Below are 19,629 nucleotides of genomic sequence, written 5' to 3' on the forward strand. Positions count from 1 at the left end.
ACTGCGGATCGTTACGGAACCACAACATGTGGGGGTCTACAACAGACTCGCTGGGTAGATGTCGTACCTCGCCTGTAGAATTAGGGGCGGAACGTAGTACGACCCCGCACCCGTCGGGGAAGCCGAGCGGTACGGGGCCGATTCACCAGTTTCCAGGCCGGTTCATCGACCTTAACACCGTCGCGAGGGGCGCTACCCGAGTGCCTTCGGCCCACACGCTGCGCGTTCCAGGAAGAAGCCCATGGCCACGAACACCGGACGCGGATCCCGCGTCGGCGCCGTCCGAGGACGGTCGCAGACCCACAACCCGAAGACCGACACCTACGTGAAGCGCGACACCTCATCGGGACGCTTCATGGACGGCAAGTCGGACGGGACGCCCTTCAAGGGCGTCTGGAAGGAGAAGTAGAGATGGCTCGCAAGCGATATGACGTCGTGTACAAGCTCTCCGTCTGGACGGTGACCCATGCGGGGTCGACCGTCTCGACGCACAGTACCAAGCAGTACGCGATCGACGCTGGGGTAGCTCTGGCCCGGGCCAATCAGCCCAGCCAGCTCATTATCCATCAGTCGGATGGAACAATCGAGGACGAGCGCACGTACGGGAACGACCCCTTCCCGCCTCGGGGATAGCACCGCACGAGCGGCCGGCACCTTCCGGTGTCGGCCGCTTCTTTAGCTGCCGCCGGTGGCTACGGCTCAGCCGCGCCGGAGACGGGTACGTCCGGCGTAGGTCCCCGAGATCACCTGATCACCCATCCGCTGGGCATCGGACTGGTTCTCGTAGCCCTGGCTCCCGTAGGTCGCGATGACCTAACCGTTGTCCGCGGTCAACTGCCATGCCCATCGCCCGTCGGTTCGCTTGTAAGTCAGCTGCGTTGCCATCTCTGCTCCTCGTCGTTGACGGCGCTTGCGCAGATGGAGCTCGAGATCAAGCGGGAGCGGATAACGGACTCGGTGTCGAAGCGGCGGGCTGCGGGCAAGGACCTGGGCGGCCGGCGCCAGGCCTTCACCGACAGCCAGGTCAAGAACGCGGCCCGACTGATCGATGCCGGAGAGTCGTCCGCTCAGGTCGCGCGCGACATGGGCATGTCGAGAGCGACGCTATACCGGCGACTTCGGGCCATCGAGCGGGCCGAGGCAATCGCCGCGGCGTCGAACTAAGAGGACGGGGAGGGCTCTGCAACAGCCGTGCCCACCGCCCTGTTTCAGTGAGACATGCGACCGCCGAGAGGGCGCGGTTGTATGGCGGCCACCTAGCGCGTCTACTGTGCCCGATCCGTGTGCATCCGGAACCGTGAGACCGTTTCGTCGACCTGAGCGGGCGAGGGTGGTAATGGGTGCTTTGGTGGGGTTCTTGCTTTAGTTGCCGCAGTGACTGTTTCCGAGGTCGGGGAACTTGATGTAGAGGTACTTCAGGTGCCTGGTGTTGCAGCTCAACGAGACTGACCCCAGGGTGATGAACGGGACGGCACCGATACTGACGAAGATTGCGGAGGCGAGCAACCCGAACGCTCCCGCAACAATCGCTGCAATGCCCGCCGCTGTTCCGCCTCCGAGGAGGGCACCTCCAGTGGGAGCGGTGATCCTGACGGTAGCCCAGTGGTGGAACAGGCGCTTGAACTTATGCCACAGCGATAGCTGCGTGCCGACCTGCGCGTCGGGCGCGGGGGTGGCCGTCTCCTGCAGGACCTGGGCTTGATTCTGGCTCCTGTCGCTGCCCGACTCTCCCCAAGCGGCGACGCTGCCGGTACTGCGAAGCTCCTCCACCTCGGCCGCCATGCCTCGCGCCATGGTCGCTCGGTCCAAAGCGGGGGCTCCTTGCGCGCGCCCGGCAACACTCGCGTCGACGAGCTGGTCGACGGTGATGCGCCCATCGACCACATCCTGCAGGAACGACCCGTCCTGCACGGCGATGGCGACCGACTTCTCAGCAGCATTCGCTGCCGGGACCCCCGTCAGGAGAGACCCGACGATGCCGAGCATCGCGACCGTGGCAAGAATGGGCCAACTCCGATGACGGTGGTCCTGGAGGGTCGAAGAGAAGTGTGATGAGACTGAGTGCTGCATGGGAGCCTGTTCGGTCGGGCAAAACCGGATGGGTAAGCACACAAGCTACGAGGCGGCCGGCATCCTTTGGCTAGTTCTGCACAGGCAGGTGCTCCTCGACGACGCGCCTGTCGCAGCCAACCGGTTTCGCGGCGCAGTGTGGACTGACGGGCAACGTGCCGCAGGGATCAGGTACATGGTCCCTTCGGCGGACCAGTGCCCGTACCACTTACCTGAGGCGCACGTTCCGCGACGCTGCGGTAGTCCGGTAAGGGATCCCTCGATGAGACGTAATCCTCGTGCTCGGGTGCATCACTCCCCATGTCATCGCCATATAGTTGTGTGGTACAGAAGTGGCGCAGAGAGGTGTTGTGTGGCACAATAGTCATATGGGCATCGACTTCACGCGCAGCGCAGGCAAGCACCACATCCCCGGGCCCGACGCGCTGCATGCGATCAAGAACGCGGTGTGGAGCTCCACACAGGTGAAGGTGAACGAGGGTGACCCGCGTAGCCAGCGGCGGGTGTTCGTTGGCCCGCAGCACGCGCAGACGGATCGGCTCATTGAAGTGCTCGTGGAGCTCAAGCCCGGCGGGTTCGTGGTCTACCACGTGATGGAGCTTGGCTCGTACTACCGAAAGCTGATGGAGGAGGAGAAGTGACACTCTCGAAGAAGGACCAGGACCGCTACGACCGCATGGCGGCAATCGAGGAGACGTCGACGGGTGCGACGCTGCCCGGCGATAGCGCGCACGGCGCTGACGCTGCCGAGATCGGGGCGCAGCTGCTCCTCGACGCGCTCGGCAGCGAGGCGGCCGTCTCCAAGGCAATCGGCCGGCCGAAGCTGGGTGGCGCGGCGCCGGACGGCGAGCACTCGCCAACCATCCACGTCCGCCTTCCCCGGGACCGCAAGGACCGTCTGGAGCAGCTGCGAATCGTGCAGCGCCGCAAGTACGCAGCAGATCTGGTCCGGGACGCGATCGACGAGTACCTCGATCGGCACAAGGACGACCTGCACCGCGTCGCGGGCTGAGAAACGCGGGCGGTCGCCCGAACAACCCCCGCCACGCCTGATGTCGAGTCGTGATCGAGGGGGTCTAGTCGCGCATCGAGGCGCCGCGGCTTCGTTCCGCTGCGCTCCACGAACCCGCGCCCATGAACTGTGTGGGGTGCGCTCAGGAGGCGGCGGGTGCTGTGGCATCGTGACCGCGAGCCCTCGCCTGGTCATGGCTACCGTGCTGATCCTGGCGAGCCGCGAAGGATGTGACGGGGTGCGGCCTGTGGTTCTCGTTCGGGTCCGACATGACGACTTCACCGACGACGACCTGGCATCGAAGAGAGTGAGGGCAGCAGGCGTGCGAGCGTGGTTTGAGCAGGCGAAGGTGACGACCAACGGACGCCGTGGGCTCGTGGTGTTCCTGAGCTACCTGTTCGTGCTGCCTGTGACGCTCCTTGTGGCAGAGGTCGCGCTGCTCATCGGTGCGACAACGCTCGCGGGTGCAAGCGCTGTCATCACCTTCGGGCTAGGTCTCTTCACCGTCCCCATGGCCGCGGTCGCGCAGGGCTACGGCCGCGCACCAGACGCGCTGTCGCCAACCACGGGGGTGGTCTGGCATCTCACGTCGCAGCTCTGGGACGTCGGGGACAGGGTTGTCCTCGAGCGGCACCGGTGCCGTTTGCGGTCCTGCATGCAGCGATCGGATCGGCCGTTCGCCCGTCCGCGTCGCGCGGTGTTCGTCTTCACGGCAGATCCGGCGGATGCGCACGTGCGAGGGAACGTGACCCGGAGCCGGGCCCGCTACCTCTACCGACTGGACATCAGCGAGACGCACGGGCAGGTCTTTCAGCGCGGCATCGCGGTCGCTATCGCGGGCGATGTTCACGCCACCGTCTCGGCACGTAGAACCCTCACCGCGACCGACGTACCGACGCTCTAACGAGCAAGCCGCGCAGTGCGGCCGGTCCTCACCACGTCGGCGGGGTGCGGTATCTCCGTGGGTCGTCGATCGGCCGAGTCGTGTCCTCCACGGGAGCAACGACCATGCCGGGGAGTCGGGAGGCGAGCTTCACGAACAGCTGCCCGGACTGCTCGTTGGGCGACTCCACCGTCCACGTCCGGCCGGGGTAAAGCTCGATGAGCGCGCGCACCATCGCGTCGGCCCAGCCATCGCGGCGCCGCGCGGCCTGGACGACGATGTTCGTCACGAGCCCCTGATCGGTGTCGTGGAACACCTTGAATCGCATCTCGGTGTCCCTCGTCTCCGCGCGCCGATACCAGCCGTTCGGATGTGACCTGTGTCGGGGCACCGGGTGCAGGAAGGCAACGAGCGTGAATTCGTCCTCGGTCTGTTCTGTGACTCGGAACCGACGTCCATCGAGCGTCACGTCACGGTGCGACCGCGCCACCTTAGGCCTCGGAGGGGGCGTAATCCTCGCGGCGAGCGTCCTCGTCCTGGACGGCGGCTGCTGCGTCGCCGATGGCGCTCGGGGCGGATGAGGGGGTGCCTCGGGTGGCCTTTCTGACCTCGCGCGCGGTGATGCCGAGGCGTGCCGCGACTTCGGCCGGGTTGGCGCCGGCGTCGAGCATGCGTGCGATGACCTGCTCGGCGTCGTCGCGTGCCTTTCGCGTCTGCTGCTCCGCCCGCTCCCGGAGCTTCGCGATCTCACGCTCGGTCTCGTCGTTCGTTGCGTCCACGGAGTCGATGGCCACGAAGTAGTCGGCCGCGAGCTGTTCGAGCTTGTCTTGCAGCTCGCGGAACTGCGCCGCCATCTCTCGTGCTCGACGCCGTGCGTCGGTCTGCTTTGCGGACTTGCGGAGTTCGGCCATGTGGGTCCCCCTTGCTCGATGACCGGACCAGTATGCACGGCCCGCCCCCGCGCGTCCCACGGGGCGGCACAAGGCGGCGGGGCCTCGACTTCGGGGGAGTGGGCGAGGCTGGCTCGGCTGTTGCTTCTCGACACGCTGACGGGCGTGCTCCTCGTTCCTCGTCGCTCACCCGTGCGGTCTCAAAGCACAGCCGCATGAGCGTTGCTCATGGCCGATCTTCTCTCCCTTCGTCCAACGGTGAGCACGCTCGTTCCTCGCCTGCTCACCGCAGTCCTCCGGTCATCAGTTCGTCACACCTCAGGCATTACAAATGAATGAGGTACCCTGACCGCGTGATGACGATGCATATCCTCTCCGCGGGGGACGGGTATGCGTACTACACGAGCGAGGTCGCCACCGGCGACGCGAAGCGCGACCGGGACCGTGATCTCGGCGACTACTACACCGTTGACGGCAACCCGCCGGGCCGCTGGATGGGCCGCGGGGCCGACGTCCTGGGCGTCTCCGGGACGGTCACCGAGGACCAGATGAAGGCCCTCTACGGTGAGGGGCTGCACCCGGACGCGGACCGCATTATCGCCGACGCTCTCGGCGAAGGTGTCTCCGCGAAGGAGGCGCAGCAGCGCGCCAAGCTCGGCCGCTCGTACTACGCCTACCGTGCAGGACCCGCCACTCTGCAGGGGCGGATCCAGGCCGGCTACGACACGTTCCAGCGCCTCAACGGCCACGAGCCCGACGCCGAGGAACGCCGCCTCATCCGCGCCCGCGAGGGCGCGCAGGCGTTCCGCGACGCGAAGGGACGGGAGCCGGCGGACAAGGAGGAGCTCGGGAAGTTCATCACCGCCGCTACCCGCCCCGACCAGACTGCGGTCGCCGGGTTCGACCTCGTGTGCTCCCCGTCGAAGAGCATCTCCGTGCTCTGGGCACTCGGCGACGCTGAGACCCGGAAGGCCATCGAGGCCGCCCAGGAGCAGGCCGTGCGCGACACGGTCGGCTACCTCGAGCGCGAGGCGATCGCCACCCGTGCCGGTACCAACGGGGTCGCGCAGATCGAGGTCGAGGGAGGCATCGCGGCGACCGTGTTCCGTCACTACGACTCCCGGAACGGGGACCCGCAGCTGCACGACCACGTCGTGGTCGCGAACAAGGTCAAGGGCGTCGACGGCAAGTGGCGCACCATCGACTCCAAGCTCCTGCACCGCATGAACGTGCCCGCGTCGGAGTTCTACAACGCCGCCGTCATGTCCGAGGTGTGCCGCCGCCTCGGCGTCACCACGACCGCCCGGGTCCCCTCCCCCGGCAAGCGGCCGGTGATGGAGATCGCGGGCGTCGACCCGGACCTGATCGACACGTTCTCCTCCCGCTCCACCTCCATCCGCGCGACGACCGGGCGGCTCGTCGAGGAGTACCAGCGCGACCACGGCCGCGCGCCAGACGCGAAGACCCTCATCGCCATCGCGCAGCAGGCGACCCTGGAGACCCGGCCGCAGAAGGACCACGTCCGCTCCCCCCAGGCCATCCACGAGGCCGCCGTCGCGCGCGTCGGCATCGACCGCGCCGCCGGCCTCGTCGACGCCGCGCGCGCCCTCTCGCCCACGAACAAGGAGGCCGCGAGCGTCGACGTCGACGAGATCACCGCGCAGGTGCTCCGCACGGTTGAAGAGCACCACGCGGTGTGGGGCGCGCACGTCATCGAGGCCGAAGCACGCCGGCACCTCGCCGCCCGCATCCCCGACCAGAGCGTCGCGGAACCCCTCGTGCAGCAGGTCACCCGTGCCGCCCTGGGCGGATCGGTGACACTCACTCCCCCGTCCCCGCACGGCGCCTTCACACCGCTCACGCGGTCGGACGGGTCGAGCATCTACGACCACAAGGGCAAGACCCTGTTCACGTCGACGCGGATCCTCGACGCCGAGGACCAGCTCCTCGACGCCGCCCGCACCCGCACCGTCTCCCCCATCAACCGAGACATGTTCGAGCGCACAGCCGCCCAGCACACCGGCCCGCTCGACGCCGGCCAACGGGATCTCGCGCGCGAATTCGCGACCTCGGACCGCGAGCTCGTGGTCGGCATCGGCCCCGCCGGCGCCGGCAAGACGACCGCGCTGCGCCTGGCCGCGACCGCGCTCGAGGACGGCGGCCGCCGCATGATCGGCCTCGCCCCCTCCGCCCCCGCGGCGTCCGTGATCGCGGAAGCGGTCGGCATCGAGGCGACCACCATCCACGGGTTCCTGACCGCCCACGCGCAGGCGGAGCTGCCGGCGAAGTACGAGATCCGCGCCGGCGACGTCCTGGTCGTCGACGAGGCCGGCATGGCCGGCACCCAGCGCCTCGCCGCCCTGCACACCATCGCCCGCGAGTACGGCGCGCACCTGCGCCTCATCGGCGACGACCGCCAGCTGTCTGCCGTTGAGGCCGGTGGGGCGCTGCGCCTGATCGACCGCGAGCTGGGGTCCGTGCGCCTCGAGCACGTCCACCGCTTCCAGGACGCCGACGAGGCAGAGGCGTCCTTGCACCTGCGCGACCCGCTGCGCCCCGGCGACCCGTTCGCCTGGTACCAGGCCAACGATCGCATCATCGGCGGCGACGTCGACCGGATGACCGACGCCGTGTTCGCCGGCTGGCAGACCGACACCGATGCCGGTCTCCGCTCGCTCATGCTCGCCCCCACCGGCGCCACCGTCACCGAGCTCAACGCCCGCGCCCAGGCCCACCGCATCGCCGCCGGCACCGTCACCGGCACCCACTCGGTGAAGCTCCGCGACGACCTCTCCGCGCACGTCGGCGACGTCATCGCTACCCGCCGCAACGAGTCGCTCCTGCGGATCCAGAACGGCCGCGACCGCGTCAAGAACGGAGACCTCTGGCAGGTCACCCGCATTGGCGCCGACGGATCCCTCGACGTCGTCCACCGCGACCACGCCGCGCCCGTCACGCTCCCTGCCGGCTACGTGCGCGAGCACGTCGAGCTCGGCTACGCCCGCACCATCAGCCGCTCCCAGGGACTCACCGCCGACACCAGCCACGTCCTCGGCGACGAGAGCATGACCCGCGAGACCGCCTACACCGGCCTCACCCGCGGCAAGCAGTCCAACCGCCTCTACCTCGACGTTGCCGACGGCGCCACCGTCGACGACGCGCTCGAGCAGATCGCCGCCCGCTCCGACGCGATGCTCTCCGCGCACGAGACCATCCGTGCCGAGCAGGACCGCGTCGACGACCTGGTCACCCTCATCGACCAGCACGCCGATGTCGCCGAGCGCGCCGGCGAGATCCGCTACGGACGGATTGCCGAGGCCGCCCTCGGCACCAGCCTCGCCACCACCCTGCAGTCGCAGGAGAGCTGGGGCGCCGTCGCGGCCGCGCTCCGGCACGCCGAGGACTACGGATTCAGCCCCGTCGGCACCCTCCGCGTCGCCTACGAGCAGCGCGAGCTGGGGACGGCCGACGATGTGCCGGCGGTGCTGTCGTGGCGCATCGAACGCGCACTCGAGAAGATCGACGCCCCCAGGCGCTCCGTCATGGATCTGCCCGACGTCGACGGCGTCGCCGCGTGGATCGCGGACGCTCGCCTGCAGGACAACGACCTGGTGCCCGAGGACTGGCGCGAGCACCTGCACGAGCGCCACCACTACATCGGCGTCCGCCTCAAGGAGCGCGGCGCCGCCCTCGCGGCCGAGCGCCCCGCCTGGACCGACGCGCTCGGCGCCGTCCCCTCGCACCCCAAGCGGATGGTCGCCTGGCATCAGCTCGCCGCCGAGGTCGACGTCCTCCGCACCAAGTACCGCGTCGACCCGGCCGAGCCGCTGGCCATCCCGGCGACGCTGCGCGGGAACGAGATCGCCGACCGGCTGCAGCAGCGCGTCACGGCCATGCACAAGGCGTCCCTGCTCCTCACGGCCGAACCGATCGCCCTGGACACCCGCCAGCGGTACGCGGCGCACTTCACCGCCCGCGTCGACGACGTCCGTGCGACGCTCGCCACGCCGGTAGCCCTCACCGCGGCCGCGGCCGCGATCGCGCAGCAGGCTCCCGCCGTGGTAGCGACGACGACAGCCGTGGCCACAGAGCTCGCCACGGAGCCCACTCCGCAGGCGCCCACCGTCGAGACCGCACCTGCGGCCACGACCGATACCGAGACCACGAGCGTGGCCACGGCGTCCCCAACCACCGAACAGGAAGGAACCACCATGAGCGACCCACTCGACGAGACCCTCGAACACGTTGGCCGGCACGTGGGACGAACCACGCAGACCGTCACCTCGGAGATCAGCCGGCAGATCCAGCGCGCCAACGACGAACGGCGCCGGCAGCTGCAGGACGCCCAGCGCAAGGCAGAGCGCGACCGCGAACAGGCGGTCCGCGAGGCCGAGCGCAAGGCCGAACGGGTGCGGGAGAAGGCAGAGCAGGCCGCGGCGCGGGAGCAGGAGCGCGCCGATCGGCTCGAGGCCCGCTACGGCCGCCCCGAGGACGGGCTCGAGGGGGCTGCTGCCCTCGCGGCCATCGACGAGGTTGAAGTCGCGATCGTCGCCGCCGGCCGCGATGACGTCGCAGGTATCGAGGACCGGACGGCGACCGACGCGGCGGCGATCACCTCCGACGGCCGCGATGCGACGCAGGCGGAGACGGAGGCGATCGAATCCGATGCGCAGGGCGACGGCGCCGGGTACACGAGCCGCGAGCTCGAGGAGCGCGACATGCTCCGTGATGCCGGCATCGACCCCGACGAGCGGTCCACCGACGTCGGCGCCGACAGCTCGTGGACGGACCAGCCGGCGGCACCGGAGATCTCGCGCGGTGACGACGGCCTGGAGCGCTGACGCGGGCACGGAGAAGGCCGGGCACCCTTGGGGTGCCCGGCCTTCTCCGTGCCCGCGTCAGATGAGGGGGACGTCCGCGGGCGGCATCTCCGGCACGATCGTGAGCGGCTCGCCGTTGTTGTCGGCGAGGTGCCCCGCGGCGTTGCAGGCCCGGAAGGGGCCGTAGGTCTTGTCGAAGATGATGCGGGCGTGGTGATCCCAGTGCTGCACCCACCATGCCGACTGCGCGAGCCGGTCGTCCGGCATGCGTTTCGTTGCCTCGAGGTAGCCCTTCCACGACACGTAGAACCGCTCGACGACTTCCGGGTGCTTCCACCACTCCGGGCACCACCCCGGCTTCTGCCGTACCGGCGCCCCGAACGCCTCGACACGGCTCAGCTGCAGCGCGACCCACTCGAGGAACAGCGTCCGGTCGTCCTTCTTCGGCTTCTTCGGCCGCGGTGGCGCCTTCTGCTCCTCTGCGTCGACCACCTCGCCGGTCGACCCGTCCGCAGGCGGCATGCCCTCGTCATCGGGGGGCGGGGGTGCGTCGTGATCGTCCAGAGGCGGCGGATCGTCGGCCCAGTCCGGCTCGGGCACCTCGGGCCACCGTGTCGGGTCAAACGGCGTCGACATGCTCGGACCTCTCCGTGATCGCCTCCGGCTCAGCCGCCGACCTCTTCGCCTTCTTCGGCTTCACGATCTTGCCGTTGACCACCTCCTGCCCGTTGATCATGGCCATGAGTACCTTGTCCTCGAAGCACGGCCGGATGCGAACGAGAACCGGTCCGACGTCAGAGGCGTCGAACACGGCCCGCCACTTCGGCAGGTGCGCCAACACGTCTGCCGGCAGGATCGGCTTCGACCTGGACGTGCGCGACTTCGTGCTGCCGTTGCGGCCGGAGGAGGTGTTCGTCGTCCACTCCTCATAGTTGCCGATGCTCTCGCTGAACCGCTTGAGGAACGGCGACTGGGTGGACTCGCCGCCCCCGTAGACGCGGATCGAGGACGTGCTCCACAGCGCGTCGGCGCCGTCGTTGCCGAACGTGCGGACGATCTGGCCCCACGACTGGAAGTACATGCCGAGGATGAGGCCCAGGGAGCCGTAGAACGACACCAGCTCCGGCAGTTCCGGCCATCGGACGATGTTCGCGACCTCGTCGAGCTCGAACACGACAGGGACGCGGATCCGCCCCCCGTCCGCGGACGCGGCGCGCTCCCCCGCGCGCGCGATCGACCTCACGAGAGCGGCCACGAATGCGCCACCGGATCCCGCGCCATTGCGGGAAATCAGCACGGCCGTATCGTTGCTGCGCACGAACGCGTCCGCGTCGAACCTCCGCACTCCCGGCGCGTTGGTCCAGGCGAGCAGCTTGTCGTTGGCGAAGGCCGACGCCATGCGCTGCGCGGTGGCGTAGACGCTGCCGCGCGTCTTGTCCGGCTGCCCCTGCAGCCCGAGCAGTGCCGCGGCCGGCCCCGACTGCCCGTGCTTCTGCATGACCGCGCGGAGCTCGTCGTGCTCCTGCTGCGTGATCCACGTGTACACCTGGGCGTCGCCCTTGCCCTCGAGCTTCGCGGCGAGCAGCGCGTAGGCGAACAGGTCGCGACCCTGTGAGTCGAACTGCGCGTCGCTCTTGCTATCGCCGTCCTTCGTGCTGGCCTCGAAGATCGCCGCGATCTCCTGCGCGGTCGTGAGGTCGGTGACGTCGTCCAGCGGGTCGTAGACGAAGTCTGGCCGCGCGTCCTGCCGGTAGACCTGCATCGGGTCGTACACCCACTGCTCGCCCGCGCGCTGGCGGCCGGCGAGGACCTCCTTCACTCCGTCGACCTTGTTCGACGTCATCACCGCCGCACCGGGCGCCTCGAGCATGTGGCGGACCACGGATCCGGTGGTCTTCCCGCGGCCGGGCCCGAAGATGTAGATCGCGACGTCACGCCATCCCTGCCACACCCACGTCGCGCCGGCGCCGACGAGCGTCCCGATCTTCTGCCCGGGCGGGAGATCCTCGACTCGGGGATGGAGGTCCTTCCGTGTGGCCTTCAACCGCGCCGGGTACAACACCGGGGCGAGTCGGTTGCCGGCACGGAGGTGGCGCTGCATCCGGTCCACGGGATGGCTTCCGTGCATCCGGATCAGAGCGAACACGGCGGACGCGAGGACCAGCACCACCAGGACGATGAGCAGCGGTGTCCCCCACCACGGCCACTGGAACTGCTCGAATGCCGTCTGGATGGGGTCGGGCGCGGGCGTGTTCATCAGTGGTTCTCCTGTCGGGCGTGGGCTTCGTCAAGGAGCTGCCGTACGCGGCGCCGCGAGAGCCCTGCCGCTTCCGCGGCGCCCTTCTGCCCGAGGACGGCGACGGAGGCGACGATCGCTTCGTCTCGCTCCCGGCGGGCGGTCCGGTAGGCGTCGGCGACTTCCTGGACGGACTCCGCTGTTGTGGTGATCGCGCGGCCGATCCGGGCCATGGTCACCACGTCCGCCGGGTCCGCGTCGACGACGTGCGCTGCAGCTGGTCCATCTGCCACCAGATCGCGATCGTCACGAGCGCGCAGGTGCCGGCGAGGAGCGTTCCGGTGAACACGTACCCGGAGGGCGTCCACGCGGCTTCCCAGGCGCCTGCTGCCGCCTCAGGGCCCATGTCCGGTACGACGAATGAGACGGCACTGGCGAACAGCAGGGCGAGGATCCACAGCACCACCCCGAGGAGGAACCCAGCGGCGGTGTTGCGGATCAGGAGAAGGCCCCGCCGGCGCCACCGCCGCGGAGGCGCGTTCGTGTGCAGTCGTCCATCGCTCATCGTGTGCTCCTTCGTTCGGTAGGTGGTGCTGATGGTCAGAGGCCGTCAACGGGACGCCACACCTCGGCGTTCGGGGTGCCCCAGACGGTCTGGATCTTCACGACGTCGCCGACCTTGGGCGCGGCGATCATCATGTTCCCGCCGAGGCTGATGCCGACGTGCCACGCGTCGTTGCCGCCCCAGAAGATGAGGTCTCCGGGCTGGACCTCGGACAGCGGGTGCATCTCGCCGCGCGCGATGCCGTTTCGCCACTGCGTCGTCGACGAGTGCCCGTCGTCGATGTCGATGCCGACCTGTGCGTAGGCGACCTTCGTGAGCCCGGAGCAGTCCCAGACGTTGGGGCCCGCTCCCCCGAGGACATAGGACTTCCCGAGCTGCTGCTTCGCGAACGCGATGACCTGGTTGATCTCGGCCGCATGCGGGCCGCGCGCGGGCTGCTCGCCGTCCGCGAGCTCGCCGCTCCCGGTGCTTCCTGCGCGCGAGCAGGCGAGGCCTTCATCTGTGCTCGAGACGGGCACGACGGTCGTCCCTGAGAGCGCGTTCATCACCTGTGCTGCCTCGGGGAGGTGGGTGGCGTACCGGTCCGGGAACGCCGAGCGCTCCACCGCCTGTGCGGCGTCGCCGGGCTCTTTGCTCTCCCACCCGGGGACCTGCGTGAGCCGCTCGTAGAACAGGTTGATCGCGTACCCCGTGTCTGTGATCTGCGCGAGCGTGCCCCAGCCCTGTGAGGGGCGCATCTGGAAGAGGCCGGCGGAATCGCGATCGCCTCCGCCGAGGTTGCGGAGCCCTGACTCGGTCATCGCGGCGATCAACGCCACCTGCTGCGCGTGCTGGTTGAGACCGCGCTGCTTGCCGATGGTGAGGATCGAGGCCGCGTTCGCGACCTGCTCGCCGGAGTACGCACCCACCTCGGCCGGGAGCTGACCGGACTCCACGGCGATCGCTGGCCCCCCGGTGCCGCAGCCAGCGGCCGACGCCCCATCGCTTCCGCCGCCGACGATGACCGTGAAGATCACCACGACCACCGCGACGATTCCGATGACCGGCGCCGCGACCAGAATCCCGAGCATGCTGCCCTTGCTCACGGCGCATATCCGGTGGGATTGACATAGGACACCAGCCACACGGCTGCCGTCGAGTCCCGGTGCAGGGTCACCGTCACAGGCCCGCCCACGGCAGCGTCGAACTGCCACGCCGCATCCGTCGACGTCTGCTGATCGCCGACCGGACCCCCTACGTCACGCACGTCCTCACAGGGGACGTTCGCCGGCGCCGTCGCGGCGTAGAGGGCGCGTGCGTCGTCGGTGAGGTACGGGTCCAGCGTCCGCTGCCACGTCCCGGAGTCGACGTCGGGGCGGCAGAACGCGGCCGCGGCCGCGAACGCCTGCGCGCGGTCAGCAGGCTCATCAGGGCTCGTCGACGGCGAGGGAGCCGCGGCATCGGGCATCGGAGCGGCCGGGGTGGCGGCCTGCGGCGTCGGCACGCTGCGCGCTGCGAGCACCAGACCCACGATCACCGAGAGCACGACGAGCACGCCGAGGGCCGTCAGGACGGTCTTCCTGGACATCAGCGGGCTCTACCGGTATCCGTCGACGATGGCGGCCGCGATGCGCATCCACGCCAGCCTCGTTGCCGGCGACACCCGCTCCGGGACGATCTGCACGCCCCCGGCGGCGGCACGGTCGCGCGGGACCTGGATGAGCTGCGCTGACGACACCTCGAGGAACCGCGCGATGGCCGCGCGGTCGACCTCTTCGGGGACGTCCGCCATGTCGGTGATGACGACGATGGCGGATTCGGCGAGGTGCGTGTACCCGTGCTCGCGCAGCCAGCCGATGGCGCGGGCGGCGCGGTCGGCCGCCGAGACCGCCCAGTCCGTCACGATCACGACGTTGGAGACGCTGCGGAGGATGCCCGCCATCGCCGGGTGGGAGACACCCGTGCCGCAGTCGGTGAGCACCACGCTGTAGTAGCGAGCCACGAGCGCCTGGACGCGGGCGTGGTCGTCGGCGGTGAGCGCGTCGGACACCTCGGGATCCTGCTCGCCGGCGATGACGTGCAGCCGGTTCGCGTGGTGCATGTACCGCCCGAGCTCGGTGAGAGATCCGATCGCCTCTGCGTCACGGACGACGTCGGTCACCGTCGGCGCCGTCGCCACGTCGTAGGCCGCCTCGCCGACGACGCGCTCGGCGAGATCCCCGGAGTCCGGGTTCATGTCCACCGCGCACGGCGGGTCGCCGCGGTACTCGGCAAGCATCATCCCGACGCCGCCGGTCGTTGACGTCTTCCCGACGCCGCCCTTCAAGGAGAGGATCGCCGTGGAGTGGCTGCCGGTCAGCTTCCGGCTGATCCGTCTCGCGAGTTCATCGGTCTCCCGCTCGAGCGCGGACTGGCCGAGGTTCACCACTCCCCCGGTCGCGGCGTACACGGCTGCGCGCAGCCCGGTCCGCGGCCGCGGTTTGGCCGGTTTCACGAAGCGCACATCCGCCCGACGTGGCAGCGGATCGACAGCCACCGGTGCGGGAGCCGTCGTCGACCGCGACACAGCGGTGGTCGGCGCCGGCGCCGGCGCCGCGCGCTCGGGCGACGGCGATGAGGGGCCAGCGGGGTGAACGGAGCCGTCGTGATCGACCGAGAACCAGCTCTCCTGGCCCGACGGCCTCTCGACGCTGTGCACCAGCACCGGGGCGCCCTGCGACCGCGCTTGGCGGCTCAACCACTCCAGAACGTCGGGGTACGAGCTGTCACCCGTGAAGGTGACGTCCGCGATCCGCAGCTCGCCGCCCGTGGAGAGCAGCTCGAGCGCTGCGAGGGGTGTTGTAGTCACGTGGTCCTCCTACTGCCGGTATCGCTCATCGGTGACGTGGAGCTGCTGCTGCACATCGGTCTGGAACATCTGCACGGTGATCCCTGCCCGCTCCGGCAGCTTCAACATGACCCGGCCGGCACCAGGAGGGGCGCCCTTCTCGCCCTTGCGGCGAGGGGGCATTTTCCATGACGGGGCGGCGTTGAAGCTTGCGACGCGGTTTATTTCCTTTGTAGTCAGCCGACGGATACCGCTCAGTGATTCCAAATCGTCCCGCGTGAGAGCCATGAGATAGACAAGCCCGGAGCGTTCTACGAAACCGCGAGCCTTTTCGCGGTCTGCCGGGTTCGGAAGGGAGATAAGGTCCTTTGGTGAATGTGTGACCTTCAGTTCCGCTACGCCCTTGCTGCGATTTGTTCGGATCAGCGCGTCGTAGCGGTCGACGATTCCCTCGCAGGCTCGCAGCGGGTACCAGCACTCATCCATAAGGGACGTGTATCCCGACCACGTGACCTTGGGCACGTACATCTCACCCGCGAGAGCTGCCTCCTCCACGAGGCGCTGTTCATGCTGCGCGATCTCCCAGTGCGCGTCGATCGCGTCCATCCCGAGTGACCAGGTAGAGAGCATCGCCGCCGACAACAGCCGAGTGTTGGAGGGGTCGATGCTCGATGTGTCGAAGCAGAAGCCCCCGGGGTTGCCTGGGTCGAACTCGACGGAGTCCACTCCGCTGAGCATCTGGCCCATCTCTCCCGAGATCATGGAGCGGAGCGTCTCCCCAAGGCGAGCGAAACGAGCGCGAAACGAGTCCGCATCCCGCTGTCCCGTCACATGCAGCATCCGGTCCGAGACGGCGTCGAACACCGTCACGAGATCCCGCGTTACCGGTCGCGAGGTGCGTTCGCGCAGGGAGTCCACGATCGCTTCAAGAGCGGTGTCCTCGATGTCGTCCAGAGGGTGGCCGCGGCTCACGCGAGCATTGAGCTGGACCAGGGCGACCGCCTTGTCCCGAGCCAGCTGCGCGAGCTCCTCGCCGACGTGTCCGCCGATTCTGGCTGCGGCGGCACCGAGTGGGCCGGGCGACACGATGTTGAGCTTGTCGCGCCCCGCTCCTGGACCGATGGAGAATACCTGCCCGCCCACCGCCCTGATCATCGGCACGTGCTCGCCCTTGATCGGGTCGAACACCGCTGGGGTGAGCCCGCGCCCCATCTGGCCAAGCAGGATCGTCTGGGCAGTGGTCGACTTCCCTACCCCGTTGATACCGAACAGGATTCCGGTAGGTGATGAGATGACGTTCGCTCGGTACAGGGCCTCGTGATCTGTGCACACGGCGGTGTGAGTGTCGACGTCTCGGCCGAGCGGGGCACCATCGGTAGGGCGCCCGGTGCCGACGCCGAAGGGGTAGATCCCGCAACCCTGCACTGACGTGGAGAACCACATGGGGGCCTGCGGCACGCGAGACCACATACCGCCGCCATGCCCGAGAAATCCCATCGGGGTCCGGGTGAGCCGCCGCGTCATCGTGCCGCCCATTAGTTTCCGCCTTCTGCCAGGTGTTGCATGAAGGTCTCGTACTGCCACGGCAGCAGACCCAGGGGCAAGGTGGAGTGGAACCCTGCTGCTGTATTGGTCTCGATAAAGCGCCAGGTGAGATCCGTCGCGGCGAGCAGACCCTTCAGCTTCTGCAGCGCGTCGCGCTGCGCACGAGGATTCGCCTCGAAGGTGACAGTGACCTCAATCGCGAATCGAGTCATCGACGCGCCTGTCACGAGATCGACTTCTGTTTGATCGGCAAAGGCCACCATCTTCGCATCGAGGCTTGACGCCTTTGCCTTCGAGGTCGCCGCAACACCTGTACTCCGACGAAGCTCCGCCGCACGACGAACAGCTTCTCCCGGAGTAAGTGGTCGCCAGAACACGGCCACGCGCTTGCGGAGGAACTTGTCCTGCGGATAGAACAGGGCGTTCATGCTGTCCTCAGTAATGAGTTTCTGGGGCGGCGCAAGCATCATCACCGTCACCGAGGCAACTCCGTCGTGGTAGCAGATACGCCGCGCACTGTCATCGAATTCGTCCGGACCCGCGTCAGAAACGCGGAGCGTGAACGGGCACCCGGCGAGTTCATCGAGCGCGATCTCCTGCTCGCGATCGGGCCGATACGCGATGCGCACTGAGCGGGCAAGATCCTCGCTCGTGGCAACGAAGGGCCGCCCCGCGCCCGCGTTGGCCAGGGCTGCGCGATGATCCGGCAGCCGGGCGGCAACCTCGGCGGCCGCATCCTCGACGGTGTCACCGAGTTCCTTCCTTGCCCACGCAACGGTCGCGAACACCTCGACCGATGAGGAGCGCGCCGGCAGCCGTCTTGCCCCCTCGAGCAGGGCCCGCTTAGCGAGGTCCGGAGCGGACGGCGATACCCCAGCCGTGATCTTCTCGACGAGAGGTGCAGACGATGCGAGCGAGGAGTCCACGACGATGACAGCGCCCTCGATCGCCTCGTCCGTGGACAGTGAGGCGATCCAGCCCCCGAACTCCACGACCTGATTGTCGACAGCTTCCTGAGGGAGCATTGATGTGCCATCTGGGTTGCAGACGAATGTCGCAGTCAGCGTAGGTGTCGATGAGTTCTTCATGTGGTGGAGGAGGACGAACGGTGCGCCCTCGCCGTCCACGCCGTCGATCTCTTCGAGCGTCGACAAGGGTCCCGGTAGTGCCAGGAGCGCATCATCGGGCAGAGCAGTAAACAAGCCTGTCCTGTAAACCGTGCTCCCGGCCGAATTCCTTGACCTGTGTGACAGCCTGTCTGCGCATCGCGCGGCGATGGTGCGACCCGCGTTCGGTAATCCGAATCGGAGGACGAACAGCAGTTCCCACAGAAGGGCGAGAGCGAGAATCCACAGGCCGAATGCCCATGCCCCGAAGGTGACGGCGATAAGCATCAGGAAGATCGACGACAGAAGCACACCCCACCCGCCGATTCTGGTCAGACCCCCGAAGGTGGGCTTCGCCGTCGGCAACCAGTTCCCGAACTTGACGCGTTCGGTCGTCTTTAGTGTTTCACTCACCGATCATTCCTTCCGCTGTCCCGCCGCGTGACGCTCCGCTGTCGACCAGGCTTTGAGCTGCCGCCCACCCAGCTCGTGAGCCACTTGACGATGATCCGGACGATCCGGATGCAACCGGTCCCCCCGAACTGTCTGACGCGTCGCCTCCGTCCGCACCTGCTGTAGATGAGCCGCCGCCGCCGCCAGCCGCGTCGGCGCCGGTCGTGGTTCCGCCGCCGACCGCACCGCCGATCCCGCTCGAGGTATCCGCTCCGGTGGGGGCCGCGGCCGTCCCAACTTCTCCTCCGGCTGCCGTTCCAGCAGTGCCGGTGCTGGATGCCGCGCCCGATCCTGCTGCTGCCGAGCCACCGCCGGTCGCCACCGCAGCACCAACCGCGACACCGGCCGATACCGCAGCTGCAATGGCGCCGAGTGCCATCGTGCCGCCGGACGCTCTGCCGACAGCAGAGACGGCCGGCACCAGTAGGCGCATAAGGGCGGGAAGAGTGAGAACGGCAAGGCCAATCAGTGTCAGGCCGGTCAGCACTCCCCCGGGCCCGTCATCTCCGCTCTTCAACCTCCATGCGTAAGCGTAAATAGCGGCGGCGATGGGGCTGTAGATAAGGAAGGCAATGATCCAGGAGGTCACTTTCTCAAATGCCTGCTGCCCTCTTTCGAATAGTGATCCTGCCGCAGCGGAGGGCCAAAATGCGTTCAGGAGAGGCAGTGTGGCATCACGAACAATCATGATGATCCATTGGCACGCTACTGCAAGAATCCCAACCAATCCGAATATGAGAGCAAGAGCGGGAAAATTCGACGCGAATGACATGATAAGCGCTGAGCCGCCCGCGTTCACGCCCGACACCTGCAAGATGTATTGTGAGTAGGCATCGGAGCCCCACGCAAAGACTTTGATGGCCGCTGCTCCCGCCGTCGTAATAGCGAGAACGCGTATAACGCCACTTACGGCGTCCTTGAGTGGCTCACCTCGCACTGACAGCATGATGCGGATCCCGGCAACTATAAGACCCAGTGTGAATAAGGACACGTTAAGGGGCAAATTCGTGTCGCGAAACCACTGGCTTGCTCCGCCTTCGATATCCACGATGAAGGAGTGCCCAGTCCAGGATGTAAGAAAGCCCTTGGTTATCGAGTCGAAGCCGTCGAACATCTGATCCGCGGTGTCTTGGAATGCACCGTTGGCGGCGCTGTGCACTGCGCTCTTCGCAAGGCCGCAGGGTGCGATGAGGCCACACGCGGCGTTAGCCGCAGCATCGCTAGCCGCATCGAGCGGGTGCAT

At 68.1% G+C, this 19,629-nt stretch carries 20 protein-coding genes; 7 read left to right on the plus strand and 13 right to left on the minus strand.

The features are described from left to right. Positions 1-241 precede the first annotated feature (241 nt). The 3 genes from K0V08_RS15775 (at position 242) to K0V08_RS15785 (ending at position 1,164) form a co-directional block, all read left to right on the plus strand. The gene (locus K0V08_RS15775) at positions 242-409 is read left to right on the plus strand and encodes a hypothetical protein (protein WP_167435299.1); all 168 of its coding nucleotides are present in this window, start codon (positions 242-244) and stop codon (positions 407-409) included. Positions 410-411: 2 nt separating this feature from the next. After that, positions 412-633, plus strand: a complete 222-nt coding sequence (locus tag K0V08_RS15780; RefSeq protein ID WP_011931293.1) for a DUF2188 domain-containing protein — start codon at positions 412-414, stop codon at positions 631-633. Between the two features lie 285 nt (positions 634-918). Continuing rightward, positions 919-1,164 (plus strand): helix-turn-helix domain-containing protein, encoded by a 246-nt coding sequence (locus K0V08_RS15785; protein ID WP_128516999.1) that lies wholly within the window; start codon positions 919-921, stop codon positions 1,162-1,164. A 198-nt stretch (positions 1,165-1,362) separates the two neighbouring features. Here the strand turns inward: K0V08_RS15785 and K0V08_RS15790 are convergent, their stop codons facing one another. After that, on the minus strand, positions 1,363-1,986 hold the full coding sequence (locus K0V08_RS15790) for a hypothetical protein (RefSeq protein WP_227267312.1): 624 nt from the start codon (positions 1,984-1,986) through the stop codon (positions 1,363-1,365). 452 nt (positions 1,987-2,438) lie between these two features. Here K0V08_RS15790 and K0V08_RS15795 point away from each other — a divergent pair, with 452 nt between their 5' ends. The 3 genes from K0V08_RS15795 (at position 2,439) to K0V08_RS15805 (ending at position 3,986) form a co-directional block, all read left to right on the plus strand. Continuing rightward, positions 2,439-2,711 (plus strand): hypothetical protein, encoded by a 273-nt coding sequence (locus K0V08_RS15795; protein WP_094182734.1) that lies wholly within the window; start codon positions 2,439-2,441, stop codon positions 2,709-2,711. Next, complete coding sequence (locus K0V08_RS15800; protein WP_094182735.1) at positions 2,708-3,082, plus strand: ribbon-helix-helix domain-containing protein; 375 nt, start codon at positions 2,708-2,710, stop codon at positions 3,080-3,082. Before K0V08_RS15795 ends, K0V08_RS15800 begins: the two co-directional genes overlap by 4 nt. Before the next feature lie 193 nt (positions 3,083-3,275). Then, positions 3,276-3,986 (plus strand): hypothetical protein, encoded by a 711-nt coding sequence (locus K0V08_RS15805; RefSeq protein ID WP_128517000.1) that lies wholly within the window; start codon positions 3,276-3,278, stop codon positions 3,984-3,986. 28 nt (positions 3,987-4,014) lie between these two features. On the opposite strand, the gene K0V08_RS15810 is transcribed toward K0V08_RS15805, so the two are convergent. Together K0V08_RS15810 and K0V08_RS15815 are read right to left on the minus strand one after the other, a co-directional pair. Further along, positions 4,015-4,434 carry a hypothetical protein gene (locus K0V08_RS15810; protein WP_128517001.1) on the minus strand — a complete coding sequence of 140 codons (420 nt, stop codon included), beginning with the start codon at positions 4,432-4,434 and terminating at the stop codon, positions 4,015-4,017. 22 nt (positions 4,435-4,456) lie between these two features. After that, positions 4,457-4,876: a hypothetical protein gene (locus K0V08_RS15815; protein WP_128517002.1), complete on the minus strand. Its 420-nt coding sequence runs from the start codon at positions 4,874-4,876 to the stop codon at positions 4,457-4,459. A 335-nt stretch (positions 4,877-5,211) separates the two neighbouring features. Here K0V08_RS15815 and mobF point away from each other — a divergent pair, with 335 nt between their 5' ends. Continuing rightward, positions 5,212-9,696, plus strand: coding sequence for a MobF family relaxase (gene mobF / locus K0V08_RS15820; RefSeq protein ID WP_227267335.1), 4,485 nt, complete (start codon positions 5,212-5,214; stop codon positions 9,694-9,696). A 57-nt stretch (positions 9,697-9,753) separates the two neighbouring features. On the opposite strand, the gene K0V08_RS15825 is transcribed toward mobF, so the two are convergent. From K0V08_RS15825 to K0V08_RS15870, 10 genes are read right to left on the minus strand one after another with little or no spacing between them, the layout of a single operon-like run. Then, entirely contained in the window at positions 9,754-10,311 is a 558-nt protein-coding gene (locus K0V08_RS15825; protein WP_227335224.1) for a DUF4913 domain-containing protein, read from the minus strand. Continuing rightward, positions 10,295-11,932, minus strand: coding sequence for a type IV secretory system conjugative DNA transfer family protein (locus K0V08_RS15830; RefSeq protein WP_094182741.1), 1,638 nt, complete (start codon positions 11,930-11,932; stop codon positions 10,295-10,297). The genes K0V08_RS15825 and K0V08_RS15830 overlap by 17 nt, the downstream gene beginning before the upstream one ends. Continuing rightward, a complete protein-coding gene (locus K0V08_RS15835) occupies positions 11,932-12,144 on the minus strand; it encodes a hypothetical protein (protein ID WP_128517003.1) in 213 nt (70 codons plus the stop codon). The genes K0V08_RS15830 and K0V08_RS15835 overlap by 1 nt, the downstream gene beginning before the upstream one ends. Before the next feature lie 2 nt (positions 12,145-12,146). Continuing rightward, positions 12,147-12,476, minus strand: a complete 330-nt coding sequence (locus tag K0V08_RS15840) for a hypothetical protein (protein ID WP_094182743.1) — start codon at positions 12,474-12,476, stop codon at positions 12,147-12,149. Positions 12,477-12,511: 35 nt separating this feature from the next. Further along, positions 12,512-13,561, minus strand: a complete 1,050-nt coding sequence (locus tag K0V08_RS15845; protein WP_094182744.1) for a C40 family peptidase — start codon at positions 13,559-13,561, stop codon at positions 12,512-12,514. Beyond that, positions 13,558-14,043 carry a hypothetical protein gene (locus tag K0V08_RS15850; protein ID WP_094182745.1) on the minus strand — a complete coding sequence of 162 codons (486 nt, stop codon included), beginning with the start codon at positions 14,041-14,043 and terminating at the stop codon, positions 13,558-13,560. Before K0V08_RS15850 ends, K0V08_RS15845 begins: the two co-directional genes overlap by 4 nt. A 9-nt stretch (positions 14,044-14,052) precedes the next feature. After that, on the minus strand, positions 14,053-15,303 hold the full coding sequence (locus K0V08_RS15855) for a MinD/ParA family ATP-binding protein (RefSeq protein ID WP_094182746.1): 1,251 nt from the start codon (positions 15,301-15,303) through the stop codon (positions 14,053-14,055). A 9-nt stretch (positions 15,304-15,312) separates the two neighbouring features. Then, positions 15,313-16,818 carry an ATP-binding protein gene (locus tag K0V08_RS15860; RefSeq protein ID WP_094182747.1) on the minus strand — a complete coding sequence of 502 codons (1,506 nt, stop codon included), beginning with the start codon at positions 16,816-16,818 and terminating at the stop codon, positions 15,313-15,315. Then, entirely contained in the window at positions 16,818-18,347 is a 1,530-nt protein-coding gene (locus tag K0V08_RS15865) for an SCO6880 family protein (RefSeq protein ID WP_094182748.1), read from the minus strand. Before K0V08_RS15865 ends, K0V08_RS15860 begins: the two co-directional genes overlap by 1 nt. Beyond that, the gene (locus K0V08_RS15870) at positions 18,340-19,629 is read right to left on the minus strand and encodes a hypothetical protein (RefSeq protein ID WP_227267334.1); all 1,290 of its coding nucleotides are present in this window, start codon (positions 19,627-19,629) and stop codon (positions 18,340-18,342) included. The genes K0V08_RS15865 and K0V08_RS15870 overlap by 8 nt, the downstream gene beginning before the upstream one ends.

The sequence above is a fragment of the Clavibacter michiganensis genome (assembly GCF_021216655.1).
GTDB classification, from domain to species: domain Bacteria; phylum Actinomycetota; class Actinomycetes; order Actinomycetales; family Microbacteriaceae; genus Clavibacter; species Clavibacter michiganensis.

Excerpts from the sequence above, each read along its gene's own strand:
- K0V08_RS15775 (WP_167435299.1), top strand. The coding sequence starts at position 242 with ATGGCCACGAACACCGGACGCGGATCCCGCGTCGGCGCCGTCCGAGGA.
- K0V08_RS15780 (WP_011931293.1), top strand. The coding sequence starts at position 412 with ATGGCTCGCAAGCGATATGACGTCGTGTACAAGCTCTCCGTCTGGACG.
- K0V08_RS15785 (WP_128516999.1), top strand. The coding sequence starts at position 919 with ATGGAGCTCGAGATCAAGCGGGAGCGGATAACGGACTCGGTGTCGAAG.
- K0V08_RS15790 (WP_227267312.1), bottom strand. The coding sequence starts at position 1,986 with ATGCTCGGCATCGTCGGGTCTCTCCTGACGGGGGTCCCGGCAGCGAAT.
- K0V08_RS15795 (WP_094182734.1), top strand. The coding sequence starts at position 2,439 with ATGGGCATCGACTTCACGCGCAGCGCAGGCAAGCACCACATCCCCGGG.
- K0V08_RS15805 (WP_128517000.1), top strand. The coding sequence starts at position 3,276 with ATGGCTACCGTGCTGATCCTGGCGAGCCGCGAAGGATGTGACGGGGTG.
- K0V08_RS15815 (WP_128517002.1), bottom strand. The coding sequence starts at position 4,876 with ATGGCCGAACTCCGCAAGTCCGCAAAGCAGACCGACGCACGGCGTCGA.
- mobF (WP_227267335.1), top strand. The coding sequence starts at position 5,212 with ATGACGATGCATATCCTCTCCGCGGGGGACGGGTATGCGTACTACACG.
- K0V08_RS15825 (WP_227335224.1), bottom strand. The coding sequence starts at position 10,311 with ATGTCGACGCCGTTTGACCCGACACGGTGGCCCGAGGTGCCCGAGCCG.
- K0V08_RS15830 (WP_094182741.1), bottom strand. The coding sequence starts at position 11,932 with ATGAACACGCCCGCGCCCGACCCCATCCAGACGGCATTCGAGCAGTTC.
- K0V08_RS15835 (WP_128517003.1), bottom strand. The coding sequence starts at position 12,144 with ATGGCCCGGATCGGCCGCGCGATCACCACAACAGCGGAGTCCGTCCAG.
- K0V08_RS15840 (WP_094182743.1), bottom strand. The coding sequence starts at position 12,476 with ATGAGCGATGGACGACTGCACACGAACGCGCCTCCGCGGCGGTGGCGC.
- K0V08_RS15850 (WP_094182745.1), bottom strand. The coding sequence starts at position 14,043 with ATGTCCAGGAAGACCGTCCTGACGGCCCTCGGCGTGCTCGTCGTGCTC.
- K0V08_RS15860 (WP_094182747.1), bottom strand. The coding sequence starts at position 16,818 with ATGGGCGGCACGATGACGCGGCGGCTCACCCGGACCCCGATGGGATTT.
- K0V08_RS15870 (WP_227267334.1), bottom strand. The coding sequence starts at position 19,629 with ATGCACCCGCTCGATGCGGCTAGCGATGCTGCGGCTAACGCCGCGTGT.